Genomic DNA, 19,829 nt, shown 5'->3' with positions numbered 1-19,829 from the left:
ATCCGGCTCGCCTCCGACCCGTCCCGCACCCCGCCCAGGAGACACCAACGTGCTCACCCCGCACGCCACCAGCGAGTACGGCACCCTGCGCCACGTCGCCATGCGCTACGCGAGCGACGTCACCCCCGACCTCGACGGCCCCGACGTCCACCCCGTCCTGACCCGCCAGAAAGCCACCAGCTCCTGGAAGCCGTACGACCCGGCTACCGTCCGCGCCCAGCAGGACACCCTGATCGACCTCCTCCGCGGCCGCGGCACCACGGTGACCCTCCTCAACGCCGCGCCGGGCTGCCCGGTCCAGCACTACCCCCGCGACATCGCCTTCGTCATCGACCACGTCCTGGTCATGGCGCGCCTGAACTCCGCGCACCGCCGCCCCGAGGCCGACGCGCTCGCCCCGTTACTGACCGGCGTCCCGCACGTCGCCCACCTGGACGAGGGCACCATCGAGGGCGGTGACGTCGCCCTGCACACCGGCACCGTCCTGGTCGGCCTCGGCGAAGAGACGTCCCCTGCGGGCGTGGGGGCGCTGCAGCGCGCGCTGGCCCACCACGGCGTCGACCGTGAGGTCCGCTCGGTCCGCTTCGCCGTCGACGGCATCGTCCACCTGGACGACCACTTCACCATCGTCGCGCCCGGCACCGCCCTCATCCACCGCGACGTCTTCCCGCCCGCCGAACTGCGCTGGTTCGAGCAGCACTTCGACCTCATCGACGTCACCGGCGCAGAGGCGCGCGCCGTCCAGGCCAACGTCCTGGCGATCGCACCGGACACCGTGATCGTCGCCGCTGGCAGCGACCGCATCACCACGCAGCTCGCCGCACGCGGAATCGAGGTCCTCGCCGTCGACTACCGCGAGGTCACCCGGATCCCCGGCTCGCTGCGCTGCACCACCCTGCCGCTGACCCGCGCCTGATCCACCCCCCGGTTCCCGCCCGGCCACGCCGTACCGCCGTGCGGTCCTTCGCCCGACTCCTGGAGCTGTCGTGTCCGACCCGCTGCTGCCCGTGCTCCTCGCCGTCCCGGTCGTGTGGTCCTCGCCTGTCAGGCCGGCGGGCGGGCCGTCAGGCTGCTCGACCAGCCTCCGGTCATCGGCGAGATCCTGGCCGGGATCCTGCTCGGTCCCTCGCTGCTCGGCTGGCTCACCCCCACCATCCAGCAGCACCTCCTGCCGCCCTCGGTTCTGCCCGTCACCTCCGCCCTGGGCACCCTCGGCCTCCTGGCGTTCCTGTTCTTGATCGGACTGGAACTCGACCTGCGCAGCCTGCGCACCACCCGCGGCGCCGTCGCCGCGGTCAGCCTCACAGGCCTCCTGCTTTTTATGGCCCTCGGCGCCGCACTAGCTGCCTCCCTTTACCCGCACTTCGCCCCAGACGGCGTCGGGCGGCCGCCGTTCACCCTGTTCGTCGCCGTCGCCTTGAGTATCACCGCCTTCCCGGTCCTCGCCCGGATCCTGGCCGACCGCGGCCTGGAGACCACGCCCCTGGGCGCCTTCGCCCTGGCCTGCGCCGCCACCGGCGACGCCCTCGCCTGGTGCCTGCTCACCGCCGCCGTCGCCCTGGCCACCACAGGCACCGCCCTGTCGGCTCTGAGCACCCTCGCCCTCACCGCCGCTTTCGCCGCTGGCCTCACGCTCATACGCCCCCTGCTGCGCACCCTGTTCGAGCGCGCCGGCCGCACCGGCGACGAACTCGTCCTGGCTCTCCTCTTCGCCGGGTTGTGCCTCAGCGCCTACACCACCGACCAGATCGGAGTTCACCCCGCCTTCGGCGCCTTCCTGTTCGGCGTCGCCGCTCCCCGCGGCCTTCCGGCCGTCGAACGCAGCGCCGCGCGCATCCGCGCCGTCGCCCTGCCGCTCCTGCTGCCGCTGTTCTTCGTCGACACCGGCCTCCACACCGACTTCTCCACCCTGCCCGACGGACAGTGGGGCTGGGGGGCGGCCATCCTCGCCGTCGCCGTCGTCGGCAAGTGGGGCGGCGCGGCCGGCGCCGCCCGGCTCACCGGCTCAGACTGGCGCTGGTCGGCCGCCGTCGGCACGCTGATGAACTGCCGGGGCCTCACCGAGCTCGTTGTCCTGGGTATCGGCCTCCAGGCCGGTGTCATCACCGAGACTTTGTTCACCCTCCTGGTGATCATGACCGTCATCACCACCGCCGCCACCGCCCCCATCCTCCGGCGTGTAGCCGGCGACGACCCGCGCATGACCCCGCCGGCGCCGCACGACGATCCCAAGCGCACCCCGGCCCGGGAGGCGACCCGATGACCCGATCCCAGAACCCGGTCCTGGACGCGGTCCTCACCCGGCGCAGTGCACCCCGCCTGACCGAACCCGCCCCCGGCCGGGCCGACCTGGAGCGCCTCGTCCAGGCCGCGGCCACCGCACCCGACCACGGACGACTTCGCCCGTGGCGGCTGGTCGCGGTGACCGGCGACGAGCGGGACCGGCTCGGCGACGTGCTCGCCGAGGCCGCCGACTCACCGGAGCAGGCCCGGCGCGCCGCCGCGAAACCCTTGCGCGCGCCCCTGCTCCTGACGATCGTGCACCGGCCCGTGCCCGACCACCCGAAGGTTCCCGAGTGGGAGCAACTGGCCGCGACCACCGGCGTGGTCACCACCTTGTCGTTGTTACTGCACAGCCACGGCTTCGCGTCGATCTGGCGCACCGGAGCCACCGTCCAGGCACCCCAGGTCCGCAAGTACCTCGGCGTTGACGACGGCGAACAGCTCCTGGGCTGGCTGTACGTCGGAACCCCTCCCACGCCCGACACCTCCGCCGACCGACGACCGCTCGGCACTCCCGCCAGGATCACCTGGCACCGCGCCGGCATCTGAGCCCTTCACCCAGTACCCGATGCGCACGCCAGCGGTTCCGGCAACACCGCACCTCGCCGCGAGAGGCAGACCATGAGCGACATCCAGCAGATCGAGGTACCCGGGCACTCCCTGGGCGTGCGCGTTGATCCCGGACCCGAGCGAGAGGACCGGCCTGCCCTGTGGCCGAGCGTGGGGGAGTACCCGATCTACGACCCGTTCCTCTACACCACCATGACCACCGACGACGAACGCAACCACCGGTTCCACACGGCGCTGGAGCGCCTGGCGCCGGGCCGGCGGATCCTGGACATCGGCACCGGCCAAGACCTCCTCTGGGCACGCGAAGGCCTGCAGGCCGGAGCCCGTCATGCCCTGGCCATCGAGGTCATCGAGGCCGCATTCCACAAGGCGGCCGCGAGCCTGCCGGCGATCACCTCTCAGGACCGGATCACGCTCCTGCTCGGCGAGTCGACCAGCCTTCGCTTCGCCCCCCGGGCCGATGTCTGTGTCGCCGAGATCATCGGCTCCCTCGCGGGCGCCGAAGGCGCGGCAGCCGTCCTGGCCGATGCCCGCGCCCGCCACCTGGAACCCGGCGGCCTGGTGATACCTCACCGCGCGGTCAGCCTGGCCGCCGCGGTCCGCCTGTCCGACCTGCTCCCCGAGCAGCCCGTGGCGTTCGCCGAGTCCTCACTCCCGTACCTGCGGAACATCTTCGACTGGCACGGCAGCCCGTTCGACGTCCGGCTCAGGGTCGAGAACCCGCCTGCCGACGCGCTGCTTTCCGAGGGCGCTCCTGTCGAGGTGCTCGAGTTCAACGGTGACCTGCAGACGCAGCAGAGCACGACAACGCGCTTGGTCATCACGCGGCCAGGACTCGTGGACGGCGTGCTCACCTGGCTCAACCTCTGGTGTCTGCCGGACGAAGAGCCGCTCGACGCGCTGCGCATGAAGACGAACTGGGCCACCATCTACCTGCCGCTCTTCGACTGCCCCTTGCCGGTCGAGCCCGGAGACGTCCTGGAGGTCACCCTCGCGACCGCCCTCAGCGACGACGGCGTCCATCCGGACTATCAGCTCAACGCCGCCCTGCACACCGCCGACGGGCAACGACACCGCGGATCTCTTGCCTCTCCGCACCACGGCGGCGCCTTCAGATCCCGCGCGATCTACCGGGCCCTCTTCCCCGCAAGCTGACCAGCCACGATGTGAGCTGGCCGCGGCGCGGTCGGGCGGATGCGGCCGGGTAGGGCCGAGGAGGTCAGAAGCCGCGCAGCGGCCTGCCCGCGTTCAGGTCGTCCAGGCGTTCGGATAGCCGTCGGCTCATCAGGTGCTGTGATGCGTGGGCGGCACGCTTCGCCGCCGCCGTGTGCTCGGCCGAGTCACCGCGCAGCCGCGCCAGCTCGGCCTCGGTGATCAGGAGTTCCACCGTGTCGCGCGTCCGGTCCGACGGTAGCGCGGACGCCTCCTTCAATGCCTGGACACCCTGCTCGGCCAGCCCGGCGACGGCGAACGCCCACGCCGCCTGTCCCTCCAGCTCACGCAGGTCGAACCACTCCAGCCACGCCGGGCCGGCGCTGTTCTGCGCGCGGCCGAAGAACTCGCGGGCCTGCCTCACCGCCGCCACGACCTGGTCCGTCTGCTCGTTCAGCGCCCACGCTCGGGCTTCGGTCACGCACGCATAGGCCCTGACAAGGGGAGGCGCTCCCTTGGCCGCCAGCACAGCGCTCCGCGCGTGCGCAAGCACATCGGCCCGGCCCCCCTGGGCCGCCGCCAGTCGGGCCTGGTGGATGTGGACCCGGGTGATGCGGGCGCGGTCGCCGATCGCCTGGGCCAGCCGCATCGCCTGGAGGTCGTAGCGCTGGGCCAGGCCGGGGAGCTGGTCGTCGTAGGCCATCGAGGCCATCGTAAGAACGGCGTCCACCACGCTGCCGTACAGCCGGCGCCCGGTCCGCGCGGAGAAGCTCCCGTTCAACATCGGCGTGGCGTGCGAGTCCATCATCGACGCGAACACGCCGCGGAACTTGCCCCCGCCATGCTGGGAGTCGAGCTTGCCGTACAGCCGCGTCTGCTCGTCCAGAAGATCGATGTCCGCCGCGGTGACCTTGTGCCGCCCGTGGCCAGCGATCACCGCGTCCGCCGGCATGACGAGCGCCTCCCGCGACGCAGGACCGAACACGCTTGGCGAGAACGCGGTCTTGACGACGTTGCGCCGACGCATGGCGTCCAGGGCCCACAGCTTCGAGAGCATCCGCACGGCGTGAGGGACGTCCAGGTACTCCAGCGACTGCGCCGCGACCAGGCCGGTGTCGGACGGCCAGCCCAGGCTCTCCGGCGTTACCACCCGGTGCAGGGCGTTGGACAGCACATGGCACGCGGCGGCCGCGAGGTCGTCGCTGGGGGTTGCGCCCTTGCACCATCGCGAGACGGTGCTCGTGACCACCGTGTAGGGCAGGTGGATGGCCTCGCAGCGAGCGGCGACCCGGCGGGCGAAGCCGCTGATGGACCAGTTCAGCGTCTCCAGATGCTTGAGTAAGACCTCGTTGCGTTCCGCCTTCGCTGATCTCGGCTTCGTCATTGCGCCGCCCATCGTGTTGAGGTCAGTGGAGAGGGCGCAGTGGTGCCAGTCGGGAGGGCTGTTTCGAGGGTTGGCTTCCACGTCGAGGAGGGAGGGGAAGTAGGGGTGGGACCGGTGGCGTTCGCCTTGGCCGTCGAGACGAGCACGGGGAGGGTTGGTCGGCGATCTGCCGCATCCGCGTGACGAGCGCGGTCCGCTGCCGATCTGCCTCTACGCAGTCGGCGATGCCGAGGACGGTGGTGTCGATGGCCGCGGCCGTGTACGCCGATGAGCCCGTCATATGAGTCCATGTCTCATCGCATACGCGACGGCATGACTGCGGTTGCGCAGGTGGAGCCGGGTGTAGATGTCGTTCAGCAGCTTCTTGATCCAGCGTTCGGAGTAGGAGAGCTTGGCGGCGATCTCCGCTGTATCAAACCCTGCGGCGACCAGCTTGAGGATGTCTACTTCGCGCTGAGACATACCGGTCGCGAGCAGCCCCTGGGGTCCGAGGACCTCGCTTTGGAGGCGGCTGACCGTTCCCATGAGCTGAGCGACCAGATCCTCGGGCAAATCACCGCCTCCGCGGGCGACCCTCGTTATGGCCCGGGTGAGCTTATCCGCGGTCGCATCCAAGCGGCGGACGACCCCGGTGACGCCGCACTCCGCGGCGTCGAAGAGCTGCTGCGTGTCGATGCGCCTTGGCACGAGAAGAATCCGGGACTGAATGGAGCGCTGGATGCGCCGCATCTGCTGGATCACATTCTCGTCGACCTCGTCCACGACGAGCACCACCACATCGGGGTTCTCTCTGTCGAGCTCGTCATCATCGAGCAGTCTCAGCTCGGGCTGCACGCGCAGCTGACCGACCACTCCTGCACGGGAGATCGGGTCCTCGGCGTGTACGGCGACTTTGATCCTGGATGTGCTCATGACGTCTTTCGGGCGCGGTTGCCAGTGGGGGGAGGGACCAGATAAGCGCCTCGTTCGACGGCCTTCAGCGTCATCTGTGGCCCCTCGCTCGTCGGGGCGGGCCCGCTTGGGCGGGCGGCGATGCCGCCGAACGGCAGCCGGGGCTGCACCAGCGTCCCGGGCGGCTCCTGCCACCGGTGCACGACACGGGGCGCGGTCCACCATGGGTCGGCGACCGTGTCGCTCAGGACGCGGGCCGGCATCGGCTGCCCCGCCTGCGCCTCAAGGGACCGGGCGAGGTGGCCGATGGTGATGGCCGTGCTCGCGGTCACGAGGTGGCCTCGCGGCGGGCCACGGCGTGCACCAGGCGGCCCAGCTCGCGGTACGGGCTGCGGCTGGAGGCGGCCCACTCCGTCTCGAGCGCCGCCTGGTACTCCTCCTCGGAGGGCGTCCAGTCCTTCCGGTGGTCGTGGAAGATCCGCACACCCTGCCACGGCAGCGGCGTGAGCCCGTTGGCCCGGGCGAGGTCGTCCAGGTGGTCGGGCGTGTCGCCGCGGGTGGTGATACCGAGGTTGCCAGCGCTGGCGACCTGCCCGCTCTCGATCTGCAACCGGGCCGACGCGTAGTCGCCGGACAGGGCCTCGCGCACGTCCACGGCGAGCTGGTTCTTCGTCAGGACGCTGAGGATGCCGCCGGGGGCAACGAGCCGGGACAGGTGGGCGATGGGGGCGACGGAGTCGGCCAGGTACATCACGACGCCGTGGCAGACGACCACGTCGAAGGAGGCGCCGTCGAACGGCAGGTGGTAGATGTCGCCCTCGGCCAGCGTCACGCGCTCGGCGATCTCGGGGACGGCGGCGACGCGTTCGGCGGCGGAGTCGAGCATGCCGGGCGACTTCTCCACGCCGGACACGAGGTGTCCGGCTGCGGCCAGGCGCAGCACCATCTCCCCGTCGCCGCAGCCGACGTCCAGGACCCGGGCGGGGCGGTCGCCGAGCTCGGCCAGGACACGGCGGGCGGTGATGTCGTGCCGCAGTCGGCCGCGGCCGCCGCGGGAGTAGGCGGCGTAGCCGGTGCCGACGGCAGCGAAGTCGGAGGAAGCAGCGGTCATAGGATGAACTCCTCTTCGAGGGTGGGCCAGTGCTCGACGAAGAAACGGAACGATGGGTAACCGCCGCCGCTGGACAAGGCGGCGCCCGCCGGCCCCGAGGGAGTGAACGTGCCCGCGCGTATGGCCCGGCGGATGCGGACCAGGTCCGAGAGGCGGCCGGCCAGCAGCGGGACCCGGGCTTGGACGTCGGTGGCCGGGAGCCAGGCCCTCAGCTGGTCCGGGCGCATCTCCTCCCACACCACGACGTCCACGAGCGCGTCGCCCAGGCGTACGGCGAGCAAGTGCGGCACGGCGGTCATCCCGCGCGCGGCCCCGCGGTGTCCGAGCGTGGTGACGGTGCCGGGATAGCCGGTACGCAGGGTGGTGAGGTGCTCGGCGAACACCGCGCTGAGATTGCATGCCAGACAGCCGCACCGCGAGCGGACACCGGTGAGTTCGTCGAGCGTGAAGATGCGCTCACCCACGGTCGGCTCCGGCGGCCGGGCCGTAGTGCTGCCGGTTTCGTCGATGACGGTGAGCGTGGTCATTTTTCCATGCCTTTAATGAATGTGTCCGGTCTGACGGTGAAGGCACATAAAGCTGCCCAGAAGGGAATGGGGGCAGTGAAAAGGTGGCCAGGGGGGTCACGGGTGATCCAGTGCAGCGGTGTCCCGTCTGCGGCGCGAGCGCCTCGGCCAGGGATGGTCACATGCTGGCCGGTCAGGTAGGCGACGGCCTGCGGCCAGCCCATCCCGGGCGGCAGGACGGCGGAGCCAGGCGGGACGAAGAAGTGCCAGCTGCCGTGATCCGAGAAGACGGCGCCGCAGCGTACGCCACGAACGCGCATGGAGTGCAGTACGAGGTGTCCGAGCGTCTCGTCGACGCGCACCAGGTCGAACTCCCTACCGGTCCGCATTGGTGAAGGTGTTGAGCTGCGCCAGGCTTGGCCGAGGACGGTGGAGGCCTCCTCGCTCGGATCCGGCGGCCAGGGCGGCGTGCGCGTGTGTCCCAGCATGCGTTCGGCCGCTTCGGCGGGCGTGGCCAGGAGGGTGCTCAGCATGCGCCGTCACCGGTCGCCGCGGAAACGGTGGCTGCCTGGTCGAGGAGAACGGTGCAGCGGATCAGGTGGCCGAGACCGGGCCGCGGCTCGGCCGGTATCTCGACACGGGCCACCCGCTGTCCCTGATTGCACCACCCGGCGCCGTAACCGCGGTTCTCCCAGCCCAGATTCTCCGCGTGGCGCAGCAGGCGTCCGCCCGGATCCGACGCGTCCTGGGGGCAGCCCGGGATCTCCGCCCGCACACAGGGCACGCCGAGACGGGCGGCGAAGTCCGTTGCCCACAGAGTCATCAGCCGACCCACGTTAGCCGCCCCGGGGATGCTGTGTGCGTGGGTGATCAGCGGACTCTGCCCACGTGCCCGTGGTCCCCAATGCCGCAGGTCAGGGCTGCGGTGCAGCAGCAGGCACCCGATGAGCGCATCGTCCTCGGACAGACCCACCGGTTCGGTCAGCCTGTCGGGGGCCAAGTAGCAGGCGGGGGCCCGGAAGTCGCAGGGAAGGTTGCGTAGGACGAGCCAGCCGATGCGGTGCCGGACAACGGCGTCGGCCTCGGCCCGCTGGGAGTAGGTAGACAGCGGGCGTGCCTCGTACGGGGGCCCGGCGAGTAATTCAGCGCTCATCGGCTTGTCTTTCCCGGGGTCGCACTGTTCTGGTGCAGGAGGCGGATCAGGTCGTGGATGATGCCGGCGTGGGCGAGGCTGGTCATGAAGCGTCCGCCTGAGTGCGTCCCCTGGGCCGCATGGTGACACCGCTGATCGTCAGTATGCGGTGGATCGCCCCATAGGAGCGGCCCGTCTCCGCGCTGATGCTGCGGATGGACTTCGTCCTATAGGCCTTGATCACGTATGTGGCGAACGTGATGGCGTCTTGCCCCGTCAGCCGGCGGCCCTTCGGGATCTGGCGCAGGCCAAGTCGACCGCTCGCCGAGGGAACAGGCGCTCTGTCCGTGGGCTCGGTCGTGGTCTTGGCGCTGATCATGGCTACTCCGTCCGGATTCGTGTCAGATGGTGGTTACCGTGTGGACTAGGGCGAGGAAGCCGTAGCAGGCCCGGAGGAGGGGCGCGGGCGTGAGCGGGGTCTTGGTGCGGTTCGACCGGGCTGTAGCGGCCGACCCGTAGGGTCGGGCCGGTGCGAGGTCCGATTCCGTGCTCCGCTGGCCGGGCAGGGGCAGAGGGTCATGAGTCAGAATCCGCAGAGCGGCGAGGATCAGGCCGATGTGGCTGAACGCCTGCGGGTAGTTGCCGACCTGCCGTTGTAGACGTGCATCCCACTCCTCCGCGAGCAGCCCCAGGTCACTGCGCAGGGCGAGGAGCTCCTCGAACAGCTTGCGGGCCTCGTCCTCTCGGCCGATCATCGCCAGGTCTTCTGCCATCCAGAACGAGCACAGCAGGAAGGCGCCCTCGTCGCCGGGTAGGCCGTCGACGCCTGTGCCACAGCCCTCCGTGTGGTAGCGCTGGATGAATCCGTCCGGGGTGGACAGCTCGCGCTGGATGGCCTCGATGGTGCCGATCACGCGCTTGTCGTCCGGCGGCAGGAAGCCCATCTGCGGGATGAGCAGCAGGGAGGCGTCCAGCTCCTGGGAGCCGTAGGACTGGGTGAAGGTGTTGCGCTCTGGGTCGTAGCCCTTCTCGCACACCTCGCGCTGGATCGTGTCGCGCAGCTCGCGCCATCGCTGCAGTGGTCCGTCGGCGTCGCCGCACTCGATCAGCTTGATGGCGCGGTCGACGGCCACCCAGGCCATGATCTTGGAGTGCACGAAGTGCCGGCGTCGGCCGCGCACCTCCCAGATGCCCTCGTCGGGATACATCCAGCGCTTCTCCAGGTGGGCCACGAACTGCAGTTGCAGCTCGGTCGCTTCCGGGTCGGGTTCGAGGCCGGCCAGGCGTGCCTGGTGGAGGGCTTCGATGACCTCGCCGTACACGTCGAGCTGGAGTTGGGTGGCGGCGCCGTTGCCGATGCGGACCGGTCCGGAATTCTCATACCCCGGCAGCCAGTCCAGTTGGTGTTCCGCGAGGTCGCGCTCGCCGGTGACGCCGTACATGATCTGCAGGCCGTCCAGGTCGCCGGCGATCGTGCGCAGCAGCCACTTCCGCCAGGCGCGGGCCTCGTCCAGATAGCCGAGGGACACCAGTGCGATCACCGTCATGGCGGAGTCGCGCAGCCAGCTGTAGCGGTAGTCCCAGTTGCGCACACCGCCGATGTCTTCCGGCAGGGACGTGGTCAGTGCGGCGACGATGCCGCCGGTCGGCGCGTAGGTGAGCGCCTTGAGGGTGAGTGCCGAGCGGGTCACCGCTTCCGCGTAGCAGCCCCGGTAGGTCGACTGGGCCGCCCAGGTCTGCCAGTACGCCTCCGTGCGCAGCAGAGCGTCGCGTGCGTCGGGCGGCATCGGCGCCGCGGCCGTGCCGGGCTGCCAGGTGAGAGCGAAGGTGACACTGTCACCCTCGCCGATCGTGAAGTCGCCGCCGGCCCCTGCGCCGACGTCGGGGCTGGTGTCCAGCCAGAGCCGGCCGTCAGTGGCCGAGAAGACGGCGCGGCCCTGCCTCGCGCGTTGGGCGGCGATGCCCTGCCCGTAGTGGACGGTCGCATGCAGCACGGACCGCGTCCGTACCTGGCCCGCAAGGCCCTCGACGATCCGGACCAGCTGCGGCGCACCGTCGCCGTTAGGCATGAGGTCGGTGACACGCACGGTGCCCTGCCCGGGAACATCCCATTCCGATTCCAGGATGAGCGACTTCCCCCGGTAGCGGCGGCGGTCGGCGGTCGGGGGCCGGGTGCCTTCGGCGTGTGCGGGGCCGATCCGCCAGAAGCCGTGCTGTTCGGTGCCCAGAAGGCCGGCGAAGACGGCGGGCGAGTCGAAGCGGGGCAGGCACAGCCAGTCTGTTGTGCCGTCCGGGCCAACCAGGGCACCAGTCTGCATGTTCCCGATGAGCGCGTAGTCCTCGATACGGTGAGGCATAGCGATGAATCCGTTCATGTGGCGTAGTGCGGCTCGTGTGTGGTGTACGGGTGGTTCAGGGCGTAGGCCTTCGGAGCGACCGGATGCTGGCCGGCGCGGCGGCACGCACCAGGCTCCAGGCGGTGCCCTCGGCCTCCTGCGGCCCGTAGGCGAGTGTCAACAGGGCGCGCACCGGCCGGTGGCTCCGCCTTGGGTCCCTGTTCGCGACGCCCGTTCTTCGACCATGCGCATGTGCGCTCGCAGGGCCGGTGCGAGGTCCACGTGCTCACCGGCCTTGAATCGCCTGGCCCAGTGCGCGGCGACCACCACCTGGGCGTAAAGCCCATCCGGTGAATCGAGTTGGTCGCTGAAGTGCGCCCTGACGCGGGCGGCTACATCGGGAGTGTCCAGGCTGGAGAGGAGGAGGACGGCGACGTCGGTGAAGCGAGGGGCGCGTCCGAAGTCCTCCCAGTCGAACAGCACAGCCCGATCGCCGACCGCTGCGAGGTTCGCCCAGCACACGTCGCCGTGCGACGGAGCCCATGGCGCCGCATCGACGGCTCCCACCGAGCGGACTGCCGCTTCCAGCCAGTGAGCGCTCGCCAGCCCGGCTGACGCCAGCCTTTGGATACCGTCGAGTGCGGCACGAAGGCCAGCCCACCAGGCTGCCGGCAGGTCGGCCACCCACTCAGGGGCCGCCCGGTTCGGGCTGAAAGACTGCACCGGAATCCGGGAGGTCAGCTCGACCTGGTAGACCCAGTCGCCGCAGCTCCAGCCCTCTTGCCTCATCAGCACCGGCCGGAGGACGGGCAGGGCGGCCACGAACCGCTCCGCGGTGGCGACACCCGACCACCGCACCGGAACCGGGTCAGCGGCCGGCCGCGACCGTAGCTTCATCCACAGATGCGCGCCGCTGGATGTGTCCAGCACCGGCAAGGAGAGGCAACTGCCCTGCCACCCCCACACACTCGGTGCCGTCGGGCACGACACCGAGGAGGGCGGCGCCGTGTTCGGCTTGTGCGCGCAGCCGCTCCTGGACGTCGTCCGGCAGCCGCATTTCCAGCAGTTCGCTGCTGGTCCGGGGCGTTACGGCTGGACAAGTCACCGAGGACGTCGTCGGCTTGGTCATGCACTGCTCCAATGCGGGCATAGGGGTGGTAGGGACCGCGGTCCCGGTTCGTGGTGGTGAATCCCCCAGTCGTCTGGAACGCCGGGTGGCGGTTCGTAGTCCGGCGACGGCCTGCCTACACGGGATGTGCGGGGTCGTCGGGCAGGCGAGGGGCGGGGGAGGGATGGATGGCGACTGCGGCGCAGGAGGTCGTGAGGGACGGGTCCAGAGCGGCGTGCGGGTTCGGGGAGTGCCACTGGCTGGTGGGGACCAGGCCGGGTTTGAGCAGGGGCCAGGGCCCAAGGAGCCGGGCGATGGTGTCCCGGCTGCGGGGCCGAAACGCGATGTCGTCCTCGTGGTAGATCTCGGTGAGACGTGCCATGACGTCCGGGTGCGTGTCGATCACGGCATGGGTGAGGGAGATCACGCTGCCGGCGGGCAGCCAGGCCTGCAGCCCGGACAACAGCTGCGCGGCGCCGACGTCGTCGATCCACGCAAGGACGTCGTGGAGCAGGACGGCGATCGGCCGGTTGTAGTCGAAGGCCCGTACCGCTGACGCGGCGAAGAGCGCTGCAACGTCTGTGATGTCCTCACGCACCACCGCCTGCCGGCGGTCCTCCAGTAGAACGCGGGTATGACCGTAGGCACTTCGGTCCCGGTCGACGTAGACGGTGTAGACGCCTGAGGCCACCTGTTCAGCGGCCTCATGGGTGTTGCCGCCCTCGTGGTGGGTGCGGGGCAGGCCGCAGCCGAGGTCGAGGAACTGGGTGATGCCGCCCCGGGCCAGGTAGTTGACCGTGGCCAGGCCGTGCAGGCGGTTGACCCAGGCCAGCGCACGCAGCCAGGGGGCCACCTTCAACAGACGCTCGGCGAGAAGCCGGTCCACGCGGTAGTTATCGGCCCCGTTGAGGAAGTAGTCGTAGACGCGGGGTTCACAGGGGACGGAGGTATCCAACGGGCCACGGTCCTGCTTCCACGAGGTATCGGCAGGCACAGCCGTCCGGGAAGCGGTGTCGTCCGCAGGTGGGTGCAGCACGTGCTGGGCGGTGTCGTGGGCAGGCGGCTGCGGTGGAGTGGCCGGCCGGGCCGGGCGCTGGGAGTGCGGGTCGGGCATGTGCGAGTCCTTGTGTGTGCGTGACAGCGGTGGTGCGGCGGGTGTGACCCCCGCTCAGCGGCGGACGCGGCCCAGGGGTCAGGGGATCGTCGACCCCTGGGCCAGGAAGAGCCCTCAGCGGCCGACATGCGGGAGAACCCAGCTCGGAGCGGATGCCGAGGTCAAACCGGTGCGGTGACAGCCGGCTTGACGCAGAGCACGGAAGCCAGTCGCTGCGCCCACTGGCTCTTGCTCGTGCCGAGGGCTACCTCGGCCAGGCGCAGCGCCTGGACGTCGGGGGTGCCGGCCGGGGCCGGTATGTGGTGGGCGTCGCGCAGGTAGCGTTCGATGGGTGTGCCGGTCGTCAGGCCGACGGCGGCGTGGATCTCCATCGCCGCCCGGGCCGAGTCCAGGAGGAGTTCTGCGCCGGTCAGCTTGGTGTTGAACAGCGCGGCGTCGTCGCCTTCGCCGATGTCGAGCAGGTGTGTGGCGTGGTACACCGCCAGCCGAGCGGTCATGACCCGGGACTGGATCTGCCCCAGCTTCAGCTTGATGTTGGGCAGTTCGGCCAGGAGGCGACCGTAGCGGATGCGCTCGCTGGCGAACTCGGTGGTCTGGTCCAGGATCGCCTGGTGGATGCCGAGGGCGACCGCGGCCAGGTTGGGGCGCCCGTACAGGACGCTGGAGGAGTCGGCGATGTCCCGGCCGTCTCCCTCCGCCCCCAGCCGGTTGCCGACCGGGATCCGGCAGTCCTGGAAGTGCAGCTCGCCGAAGGAGAACCCGTGCAGGCCGAGCGTGCCAGCGGGGGCGGACAGGGTCAGGCCGGGGCGCCCGGCTTCGACGAGGAATGCGGAAAGGCCCCGGGAGCCTTCGCCGGTGCGGGCGACGACTCCGTGCAGGTCAGCGATGTGGGAGTTGCCGACGTACACCTTGCGGCCGTTGAGGACGTAGTGGCGTCCCTCCCGGCGTGCCGTCATCTCCATGCCCAGCACATGGCTGCCGGATCCGGGCTCGGTGACGGCGATCGTGGGCAGGCACTCGCCCGCGGCGATCCGGGGCAGCCACATGCGCTTTTGCTGCTCACTGCCGTAGTGGATGATCATGGCGGTACCGAGCTGGGATGCCTGGACCGCGGCCCCCACGGCCGCGCTGACAAGGGACAGCTCCTCGTCGATGATCGCCTTGGCGAGGTGACCTGCGCCCATGCCGCCGTACTCCTCGCCGATGGTGGCACCGATCCACCCCCGCCTGGCGGCTTGTCTGACGAGGCCGGTCTCGACTTCCCTGGTCCGCTCCATGGCCGCGACCCGGGGCGCGACCGCGGACTGCGCGAACGTGCGGACTTCCGCCCGAAGCTGATGATGCTGCTCGGTGAGGTAGTGGTCGGACATCGTGTGGGCTCCCCTCCCTGGTGGTCACTCGTGGTGTGCGGCGAGGTGGACGGCGTCGGCTACGGGGTGATGCCGGCGCGCTGGTGCAGGAAGTCCATGACCTGGTCGCGGTGGCGTTTGATGAGTTCGAGAGAGGCGCGGCCGGATTTCAGGTCCCGCGGCTCCAGACCCACGAAGCAGACGGTGCCGAGGACGGTGTCGTTGTGGAGGAGGGGGGCACCGGCGTAGGTGCGGATCCCGAGCAGGTCGGTCACCGGATTGCCCGCAGAGCGCGGGTTGGAGAACACGTCGGGCAGAACCCGGGGGATCTTGAGGCGGACCACCTCGGGGCAGAAGCCGTGGTCCAGGGGCATGGTGCGCCCGACGGCCGCCAGGTCGCTGTCACCGTGGGGTGTGTGCAGGCCGAAGAACTGCTGCTTGGCGCCGAAGATGTTGACCATGGCGTAGGGCGCATCGGCCTCCTGTGCCAGCTGCGTGGCGAAGGCGTCGAGTTGGGCGTCCGGGCCGGTGAGGCGGAAGGCATGCAGCAGGGCCTCGTGGTCGGGGTGCTGCCCGGCGAGGTGCGGGGTGTTGGCGGGAAGGGTCATGCGGGGGCTCCGGTCATCAAGGGGCGGCGGCGGTTGAGACTGTGTCTGACGAGCGTGATCAGGACGCCTTTGGCAGAGGCTCGCTGGCGGACATCGCACGGGGTCACGGGGACGTCCGGGCCCAGTTCGAGGGCCTCGCGGACCTCGTCGGGTTCGTAGCGGTCAGCACCGTCGAACTCGTTGACGGCCACCAGAAAGGGAAGGGCCTGCTCCTCGAAGTAGCCGACCGCGGCGAAGGAGTCCTCCAGACGCCGTGTGTCTGCCAGCACGACCGCGCCGACCGCGCCGCGGGAAAGTTCGTCCCAGGTGAACCAGAAGCGTTCCTGGCCCGGTGTGCCGAACAGGAACAGGATCATGGTCCGGTCCGGGCTGAGGAAGGTGATCCGGCCGAAGTCCATGGCCACGGTCGTGGTGATCTTGCGCTCCACGCCGTGGAGATCGTCGACGCCCTCGCCGGCGGAGGTGAGGACCTCCTCGGTCGTCAGCGGCGGGATCTCGCTGAGGGTTGCCACCATCGTGGTTTTGCCGACGCCGAAACCGCCGGCGATCACGATCTTCAGCTCGGCCACGGGAACGCGCGCGCCCCGCCGGGGCGCGAGGTCAGAGCCTTTGCAGGCCTTCAAGCAGTGCCTCCAGGAGTTCTGTGTCGACAATTCCCCTGGCAGAGCTGACAGGGTTGGCCAGTTCCAGCGCGTCGCAGTCGAGGAGGTCCCCGACCAGGACCTTCACGATCTGGGCCGGCTGCTGGAGCAGCCCGGCGATCTCGGCGATGGAGCGCATGGTGCCGCTGCAGTGCACCAGCAGCGACTCGCTCTCCGGGCTCAGCCCGGACAGCGAACGGGCAGAGGGGCGGGCGAGGAGACAGGTGGTGAGATCCAGCGGGTGCGGTGAGCTGGTTCGTCCCCCTGTGAGGGTGTAGGGGCGTACGTCCCGTAAGGAACTGTCGGACCAGCTGCTGTCCGGCGTCACCACAGGCCCCTACGACCGGGTGCGGGCGCCGACGACGAGGTGCTCGTCCAGGCCCCTGATGAACTGCGCCATCTCGTGACCGACCTGTCCCGGGTCGGCATCCGCGGTGGCCACGACGGCCAGCACGGTGCCCACCGCCTGAGCGCTGGTGAACGACGCACCGGCGCTCATGACGAAGAGGTAGCCGGCATCGTGCTCGGCAACGACCTGACGCATTCCGCCGTCAGCCGCGGCGAACGGCCGACGGCACAGCGAGTACAGGGCTGCCACCGTCGCAGCGAGCGTGTCGGCGTCGTCAACCGGCTGCTGGGTCCAGGCCATCTTCAGCCCGTCACCCGAGGCCAACAGGGCGTGCAAGGCGCCGGGAATCTTGTCGATGAGCTGGTCCAGCAGGCCGCTCAGCTGCTCACGCGGGGAGGTGACGCTCTGCATGACTTTCTCTCCTATGTCTGTACGAAGGCCGGAAGAAGGGGCAGGAGGCGGGGGTCAGGTGCCGGACGGCGGCGCGGACTGCTGTCCGTGCGTTTGGGACCGCTGGAAGTCCGCCATCAGGTTGCTCGTCGGATGGCCGGCGGGTGCCTGTGTCGACGCGGGCGGCACACGTGTGTTCGCCGCGCTACGCCGCGGTAGCGCCCGTTTGCCGTCCTGCCCGACCGGGACCGTGGCCTCACCGGTGGAACGAGAGGGCAGACTCCGGCGCCGCTGCGCGGCGGCCTCGGCGGGGGGCGAGGCGTGGCCTTGCTGCGAGGGCGCGGCCGGGACGAACGGGCGTGGCCTGGGAGACAGCGAAGTGTCGGACGGTACGTCCGCGGAGACGAGCAGGTTCGGTGGGATGACCACGACGGCCCGGGTGCCACCGACGATGTTGGGACCCAGCTCGATGGTGATCCCATGGCGCCGGGCCAGCTGCGCGGCTACCAGCAGACCGATCTTCCCCTCACGCAGCCGAACGCGGAGATCCTCTGTCTCCGGGGCTGCCAGAAGACGGTTGACTGCCTCCCGTTTCTCCTGCGACATCCCGGTGCCGCGGTCGAGTACCTCGATGGCGATACCCGTACCTGCCTGGTGGATGAACACCTCGACCTTGTCGTGAGAGAAGTCGGTGGCGTTCTCCATCAACGCGGCGAGCAGATGCACGAGGTTCGGGCTGACGTAGCCGGGCACCGCCGCGCGCTGGCCCGTCGGCCCTACGCGGACCCGCGCGTACTCGGGGATCTCCGCGACGGCCCGCCGGACCGCGGTCACCACCAGGACGGCCGCGCTGTCGCGGGAAGGAGCCGAGCCGCCCAGGACCGCGAGGCTTTCCGCGTCGCGCCGGATCTGAGTCAGCAGGTGATCCACCCGGAACACTGCATCCAGAAGTTCCGGATCCTCGATGGTCCGCTCGGCCTCGGTGATCGCGGCGATGCTGCGGTTGACCAGGCTCTGTAGACGCGGAGCGATCGATGTGAAGACCTCGGCGAGCTCCGCCCGGTCATTGAGCATGCGGCGCTGATGCGTGGCCGCTTTCATCACAGCCTGCCAGGACTCCTCCAGTGTCTCCTTGACCACGTTCACCGCGTCCAGCCGCGCATCGCCCGTGCGCGGGTACACCGTCGGTGGCCGCAGACCGGTGGGCACTTCACCCTTCTCCACCTGCGAACTCGCCCAGCGAATGGTCTCCCTGCCCTTCTCGACAGCGACCATGACGTCCCCGAGCGCCCGCAGGCCGCCTTCCGCCTTCTGCAGGCTGGCCTCGTGCTCGGCCCGAAGCCGCGCCGTACCCCTGCGGGCGCTGATCGAGCGAACCGCACTCCACCACAGCAGGCTCCCGGTGACAGCGCCTGCCGCCATCACAGCTGCCGGCGCGGGCACTACCTCCAGCCGGTCGAGTAGCCACCCGCCGCCCAGCGTGCAGGCCGTGAGGCAGCTGGCGGTGAACGCGGGGGCGGGACGTGCGTTGGCACTGGCGTGAGCGCCACGCCGTCGGCTGGACCGGGCCGTGACCGGAGCGGCGTGATCAGACATGACAGGTCTCCCGAACACGTGCTCCCTGGGGCTGGCTGGAGACGTCCCGCAACCGGGAACGCATCTGGCTGAGGTGGTGATGCAGCGCTCCCGGCTCCGTAGTCGCGGCTGCCAACGGCCCGGCTGGCAGCATCCACAGGCGGCTGCGGCAGGCCGCCAAGCCTCCGCACGTCTCGCACCGCTGCGCGGGCCCGCGCCCGCAGTCCGAATGCGGCGCTCCCCACCAGTGGGCGGTTCCGGCCCTGACCGGCACGAGCAGTTTGTGGTGCTGGATGCAGCACAGCAGCGGCCCGACGTGATGGCCCTGGTCGATCATCATCTCGATCGCGGTCAGACCGAGTCCCATCCCGACCCGAACGACGTCGTAGTCGCGCGGCAGCGCAAGAGGACGGGGTATCTCGGCAAAGCCCAGCTGCCACAGGTGGCGCGTGCTCAGAAGGGGAGTCATCAGCTCTCCGGTCAGGACGGACAGAATCCGTCGGGAACTGCGGATACAGGGGCCGTTCTGGTGCCGCCGTAACGGGGCAGGCCGTTGCTCATTGCCCTGCTGGTGGCTCGGGCGGCGGTTCGTCGTCCGGGGCGGGCTTCCGGCTCGCCGGCCCACGAGCCTGTCGATCTGCGAGAAGCAGTAGAGCGGCCATGGCACCGACGATCACGGCGGCCACAACAGCGCCCGCGACGGTCACGTCAGCCATCCCGGCTACGGCCGTCTGCGCGGTGGCGTCGGCTCGTCATGTGCGCGGCACGGACGCGGCGACGACCAGTGTGATCAGCGCCAGGGCGAACACGAGCACGCGCACCGTATTACGGCTCGGCCTCTTCGGCCACTGACCGGGCAGTCGACTGGCCGGCCACGCGAAGGGACCGCGTCCACGCACGGCCGTGATGACGCTCTGCGTTGCCTCGGCCAGGTGCATGAGGTGAACGCGGCTGGACACATATCCATCCGGGACCGCGGTCGAGCCGAGCGTCTGCGCGCGGATGGCCACCGGATCCCCGGCGGGCAGGGCCACGGCGAGCTGGCTGATGTGACCTCGCAGCTGGGCAGCGAGGTCTGCGACATCGGTGGACGTCTCCGGCAGCGGCGAGTTGTCCTCCAGAACCAGGGCTACGGTCTCCGCTGCTGCCGCGAGGAGATCCCTCGCCGCAGTCGGCGCCGGACTCACACGGCACACTCGCAGGGCGCCCGAGCGCCACCTCGAAAGGTGCCCTAAACGGCGAGGAAGTGACAGGGACAAGACGAAACTCCCGTAGGACAAAAGGCGTGAACGAGACGGCCGCTGGCGTCCGCGGTCCGATGGGCCGCTCC

The 19,829-nt window shown here is 70.2% G+C and carries 23 protein-coding genes and 1 pseudogene; 4 read left to right on the top strand and 20 right to left on the bottom strand.

Annotated elements, in window-relative coordinates; all coding sequences use genetic code 11:
* Positions 1 to 49 precede the first annotated feature (49 nt).
* The 4 genes from IE294_RS32295 (at position 50) to IE294_RS32280 (ending at position 4,008) form a co-directional block, all read left to right on the top strand.
* Positions 50 to 916: a dimethylarginine dimethylaminohydrolase family protein gene (locus tag IE294_RS32295; protein WP_189891945.1), complete on the top strand. Its 867-nt coding sequence runs from the start codon at positions 50 to 52 to the stop codon at positions 914 to 916.
* Positions 917 to 1,030: 114 nt separating this feature from the next.
* Entirely contained in the window at positions 1,031 to 2,263 is a 1,233-nt protein-coding gene (locus IE294_RS32290) for a cation:proton antiporter (RefSeq protein WP_229917476.1), read from the top strand.
* A complete protein-coding gene (locus IE294_RS32285; RefSeq protein WP_189891943.1) occupies positions 2,260 to 2,832 on the top strand; it encodes a nitroreductase family protein in 573 nt (190 codons plus the stop codon). Before IE294_RS32290 ends, IE294_RS32285 begins: the two co-directional genes overlap by 4 nt.
* A gap of 72 nt (positions 2,833 to 2,904) precedes the next feature.
* Entirely contained in the window at positions 2,905 to 4,008 is a 1,104-nt protein-coding gene (locus IE294_RS32280) for an SAM-dependent methyltransferase (protein WP_189891941.1), read from the top strand.
* A 64-nt stretch (positions 4,009 to 4,072) separates the two neighbouring features.
* On the opposite strand, the gene IE294_RS32275 is transcribed toward IE294_RS32280, so the two are convergent.
* The 20 genes and pseudogenes from IE294_RS32275 to IE294_RS32180 form a co-directional block, all read right to left on the bottom strand.
* Positions 4,073 to 5,470 (bottom strand): NsdA family TPR-like regulatory protein, encoded by a 1,398-nt coding sequence (locus IE294_RS32275; RefSeq protein WP_229917475.1) that lies wholly within the window; start codon positions 5,468 to 5,470, stop codon positions 4,073 to 4,075.
* 195 nt (positions 5,471 to 5,665) lie between these two features.
* A complete protein-coding gene (locus IE294_RS32270) occupies positions 5,666 to 6,301 on the bottom strand; it encodes a helix-turn-helix transcriptional regulator (RefSeq protein ID WP_189891939.1) in 636 nt (211 codons plus the stop codon).
* On the bottom strand, positions 6,298 to 6,612 hold the full coding sequence (locus IE294_RS32265) for a hypothetical protein (RefSeq protein WP_189891938.1): 315 nt from the start codon (positions 6,610 to 6,612) through the stop codon (positions 6,298 to 6,300). The genes IE294_RS32270 and IE294_RS32265 overlap by 4 nt, the downstream gene beginning before the upstream one ends.
* Complete coding sequence (locus tag IE294_RS32260) at positions 6,609 to 7,391, bottom strand: class I SAM-dependent methyltransferase (protein ID WP_189891936.1); 783 nt, start codon at positions 7,389 to 7,391, stop codon at positions 6,609 to 6,611. The genes IE294_RS32265 and IE294_RS32260 overlap by 4 nt, the downstream gene beginning before the upstream one ends.
* Complete coding sequence (locus IE294_RS32255; protein ID WP_189891934.1) at positions 7,388 to 7,918, bottom strand: hypothetical protein; 531 nt, start codon at positions 7,916 to 7,918, stop codon at positions 7,388 to 7,390. The genes IE294_RS32260 and IE294_RS32255 overlap by 4 nt, the downstream gene beginning before the upstream one ends.
* Positions 7,915 to 8,430, bottom strand: a complete 516-nt coding sequence (locus tag IE294_RS32250) for a hypothetical protein (protein WP_189891932.1) — start codon at positions 8,428 to 8,430, stop codon at positions 7,915 to 7,917. The genes IE294_RS32255 and IE294_RS32250 overlap by 4 nt, the downstream gene beginning before the upstream one ends.
* Positions 8,424 to 9,050 carry a hypothetical protein gene (locus IE294_RS47995; protein WP_229917474.1) on the bottom strand — a complete coding sequence of 209 codons (627 nt, stop codon included), beginning with the start codon at positions 9,048 to 9,050 and terminating at the stop codon, positions 8,424 to 8,426. The genes IE294_RS32250 and IE294_RS47995 overlap by 7 nt, the downstream gene beginning before the upstream one ends.
* An 82-nt stretch (positions 9,051 to 9,132) precedes the next feature.
* A complete protein-coding gene (locus IE294_RS32240) occupies positions 9,133 to 9,408 on the bottom strand; it encodes a helix-turn-helix domain-containing protein (RefSeq protein WP_229917473.1) in 276 nt (91 codons plus the stop codon).
* A 208-nt stretch (positions 9,409 to 9,616) separates the two neighbouring features.
* Positions 9,617 to 11,386 (bottom strand): annotated as a pseudogene (locus IE294_RS32235) (glycoside hydrolase family 15 protein); the annotation flags it as partial.
* A gap of 156 nt (positions 11,387 to 11,542) precedes the next feature.
* On the bottom strand, positions 11,543 to 12,187 hold the full coding sequence (locus tag IE294_RS32230) for a phosphotransferase (RefSeq protein ID WP_189891926.1): 645 nt from the start codon (positions 12,185 to 12,187) through the stop codon (positions 11,543 to 11,545).
* A 46-nt stretch (positions 12,188 to 12,233) separates the two neighbouring features.
* The gene (locus tag IE294_RS32225) at positions 12,234 to 12,494 is read right to left on the bottom strand and encodes a hypothetical protein (RefSeq protein WP_189891924.1); all 261 of its coding nucleotides are present in this window, start codon (positions 12,492 to 12,494) and stop codon (positions 12,234 to 12,236) included.
* Between the two features lie 115 nt (positions 12,495 to 12,609).
* Positions 12,610 to 13,428 carry an SAM-dependent methyltransferase gene (locus IE294_RS32220; protein WP_189891922.1) on the bottom strand — a complete coding sequence of 273 codons (819 nt, stop codon included), beginning with the start codon at positions 13,426 to 13,428 and terminating at the stop codon, positions 12,610 to 12,612.
* 320 nt (positions 13,429 to 13,748) lie between these two features.
* Positions 13,749 to 14,957, bottom strand: a complete 1,209-nt coding sequence (locus IE294_RS32215; RefSeq protein WP_189891920.1) for an acyl-CoA dehydrogenase family protein — start codon at positions 14,955 to 14,957, stop codon at positions 13,749 to 13,751.
* Positions 14,958 to 15,016: 59 nt separating this feature from the next.
* Positions 15,017 to 15,544, bottom strand: a complete 528-nt coding sequence (locus IE294_RS32210) for a GAF domain-containing protein (RefSeq protein ID WP_189891918.1) — start codon at positions 15,542 to 15,544, stop codon at positions 15,017 to 15,019.
* Positions 15,541 to 16,113 (bottom strand): GTP-binding protein, encoded by a 573-nt coding sequence (locus tag IE294_RS32205; RefSeq protein ID WP_268252823.1) that lies wholly within the window; start codon positions 16,111 to 16,113, stop codon positions 15,541 to 15,543. Before IE294_RS32205 ends, IE294_RS32210 begins: the two co-directional genes overlap by 4 nt.
* 31 nt (positions 16,114 to 16,144) lie before the next feature.
* Entirely contained in the window at positions 16,145 to 16,513 is a 369-nt protein-coding gene (locus IE294_RS32200; RefSeq protein ID WP_189891917.1) for a DUF742 domain-containing protein, read from the bottom strand.
* A 9-nt stretch (positions 16,514 to 16,522) separates the two neighbouring features.
* Positions 16,523 to 16,945, bottom strand: a complete 423-nt coding sequence (locus IE294_RS32195; RefSeq protein ID WP_189891915.1) for a roadblock/LC7 domain-containing protein — start codon at positions 16,943 to 16,945, stop codon at positions 16,523 to 16,525.
* A gap of 54 nt (positions 16,946 to 16,999) precedes the next feature.
* On the bottom strand, positions 17,000 to 18,520 hold the full coding sequence (locus IE294_RS32190) for an ATP-binding protein (RefSeq protein WP_189891913.1): 1,521 nt from the start codon (positions 18,518 to 18,520) through the stop codon (positions 17,000 to 17,002).
* On the bottom strand, positions 18,513 to 18,968 hold the full coding sequence (locus IE294_RS32185) for a hypothetical protein (protein WP_189891911.1): 456 nt from the start codon (positions 18,966 to 18,968) through the stop codon (positions 18,513 to 18,515). The genes IE294_RS32190 and IE294_RS32185 overlap by 8 nt, the downstream gene beginning before the upstream one ends.
* A 283-nt stretch (positions 18,969 to 19,251) precedes the next feature.
* On the bottom strand, positions 19,252 to 19,686 hold the full coding sequence (locus IE294_RS32180; RefSeq protein ID WP_189891909.1) for a DUF6415 family natural product biosynthesis protein: 435 nt from the start codon (positions 19,684 to 19,686) through the stop codon (positions 19,252 to 19,254).
* Between the last annotated feature and the right edge of the window lie 143 nt (positions 19,687 to 19,829).

It is taken from the genome of Streptomyces canarius (assembly GCF_014650735.1).
Taxonomy (GTDB): Bacteria; Actinomycetota; Actinomycetes; order Streptomycetales; family Streptomycetaceae; genus Streptomyces; species Streptomyces olivaceoviridis.
This window is presented reverse-complemented; position numbering and strand designations above follow the sequence as displayed.

Bases quoted from the DNA above. Each gene is read 5' to 3' on its own strand.
- IE294_RS32285 (WP_189891943.1), top strand. From the start codon at position 2,260: ATGACCCGATCCCAGAACCCGGTCCTGGACGCGGTCCTCACCCGGCGC.
- IE294_RS32280 (WP_189891941.1), top strand. From the start codon at position 2,905: ATGAGCGACATCCAGCAGATCGAGGTACCCGGGCACTCCCTGGGCGTG.
- IE294_RS32270 (WP_189891939.1), bottom strand. From the start codon at position 6,301: ATGAGCACATCCAGGATCAAAGTCGCCGTACACGCCGAGGACCCGATC.
- IE294_RS32260 (WP_189891936.1), bottom strand. From the start codon at position 7,391: ATGACCGCTGCTTCCTCCGACTTCGCTGCCGTCGGCACCGGCTACGCC.
- IE294_RS32255 (WP_189891934.1), bottom strand. From the start codon at position 7,918: ATGACCACGCTCACCGTCATCGACGAAACCGGCAGCACTACGGCCCGG.
- IE294_RS32250 (WP_189891932.1), bottom strand. From the start codon at position 8,430: ATGCTGAGCACCCTCCTGGCCACGCCCGCCGAAGCGGCCGAACGCATG.
- IE294_RS47995 (WP_229917474.1), bottom strand. From the start codon at position 9,050: ATGAGCGCTGAATTACTCGCCGGGCCCCCGTACGAGGCACGCCCGCTG.
- IE294_RS32240 (WP_229917473.1), bottom strand. From the start codon at position 9,408: ATGATCAGCGCCAAGACCACGACCGAGCCCACGGACAGAGCGCCTGTT.
- IE294_RS32225 (WP_189891924.1), bottom strand. From the start codon at position 12,494: ATGACCAAGCCGACGACGTCCTCGGTGACTTGTCCAGCCGTAACGCCC.
- IE294_RS32215 (WP_189891920.1), bottom strand. From the start codon at position 14,957: ATGTCCGACCACTACCTCACCGAGCAGCATCATCAGCTTCGGGCGGAA.
- IE294_RS32210 (WP_189891918.1), bottom strand. From the start codon at position 15,544: ATGACCCTTCCCGCCAACACCCCGCACCTCGCCGGGCAGCACCCCGAC.
- IE294_RS32195 (WP_189891915.1), bottom strand. From the start codon at position 16,945: ATGCAGAGCGTCACCTCCCCGCGTGAGCAGCTGAGCGGCCTGCTGGAC.
- IE294_RS32190 (WP_189891913.1), bottom strand. From the start codon at position 18,520: ATGTCTGATCACGCCGCTCCGGTCACGGCCCGGTCCAGCCGACGGCGT.
- IE294_RS32185 (WP_189891911.1), bottom strand. From the start codon at position 18,968: ATGACTCCCCTTCTGAGCACGCGCCACCTGTGGCAGCTGGGCTTTGCC.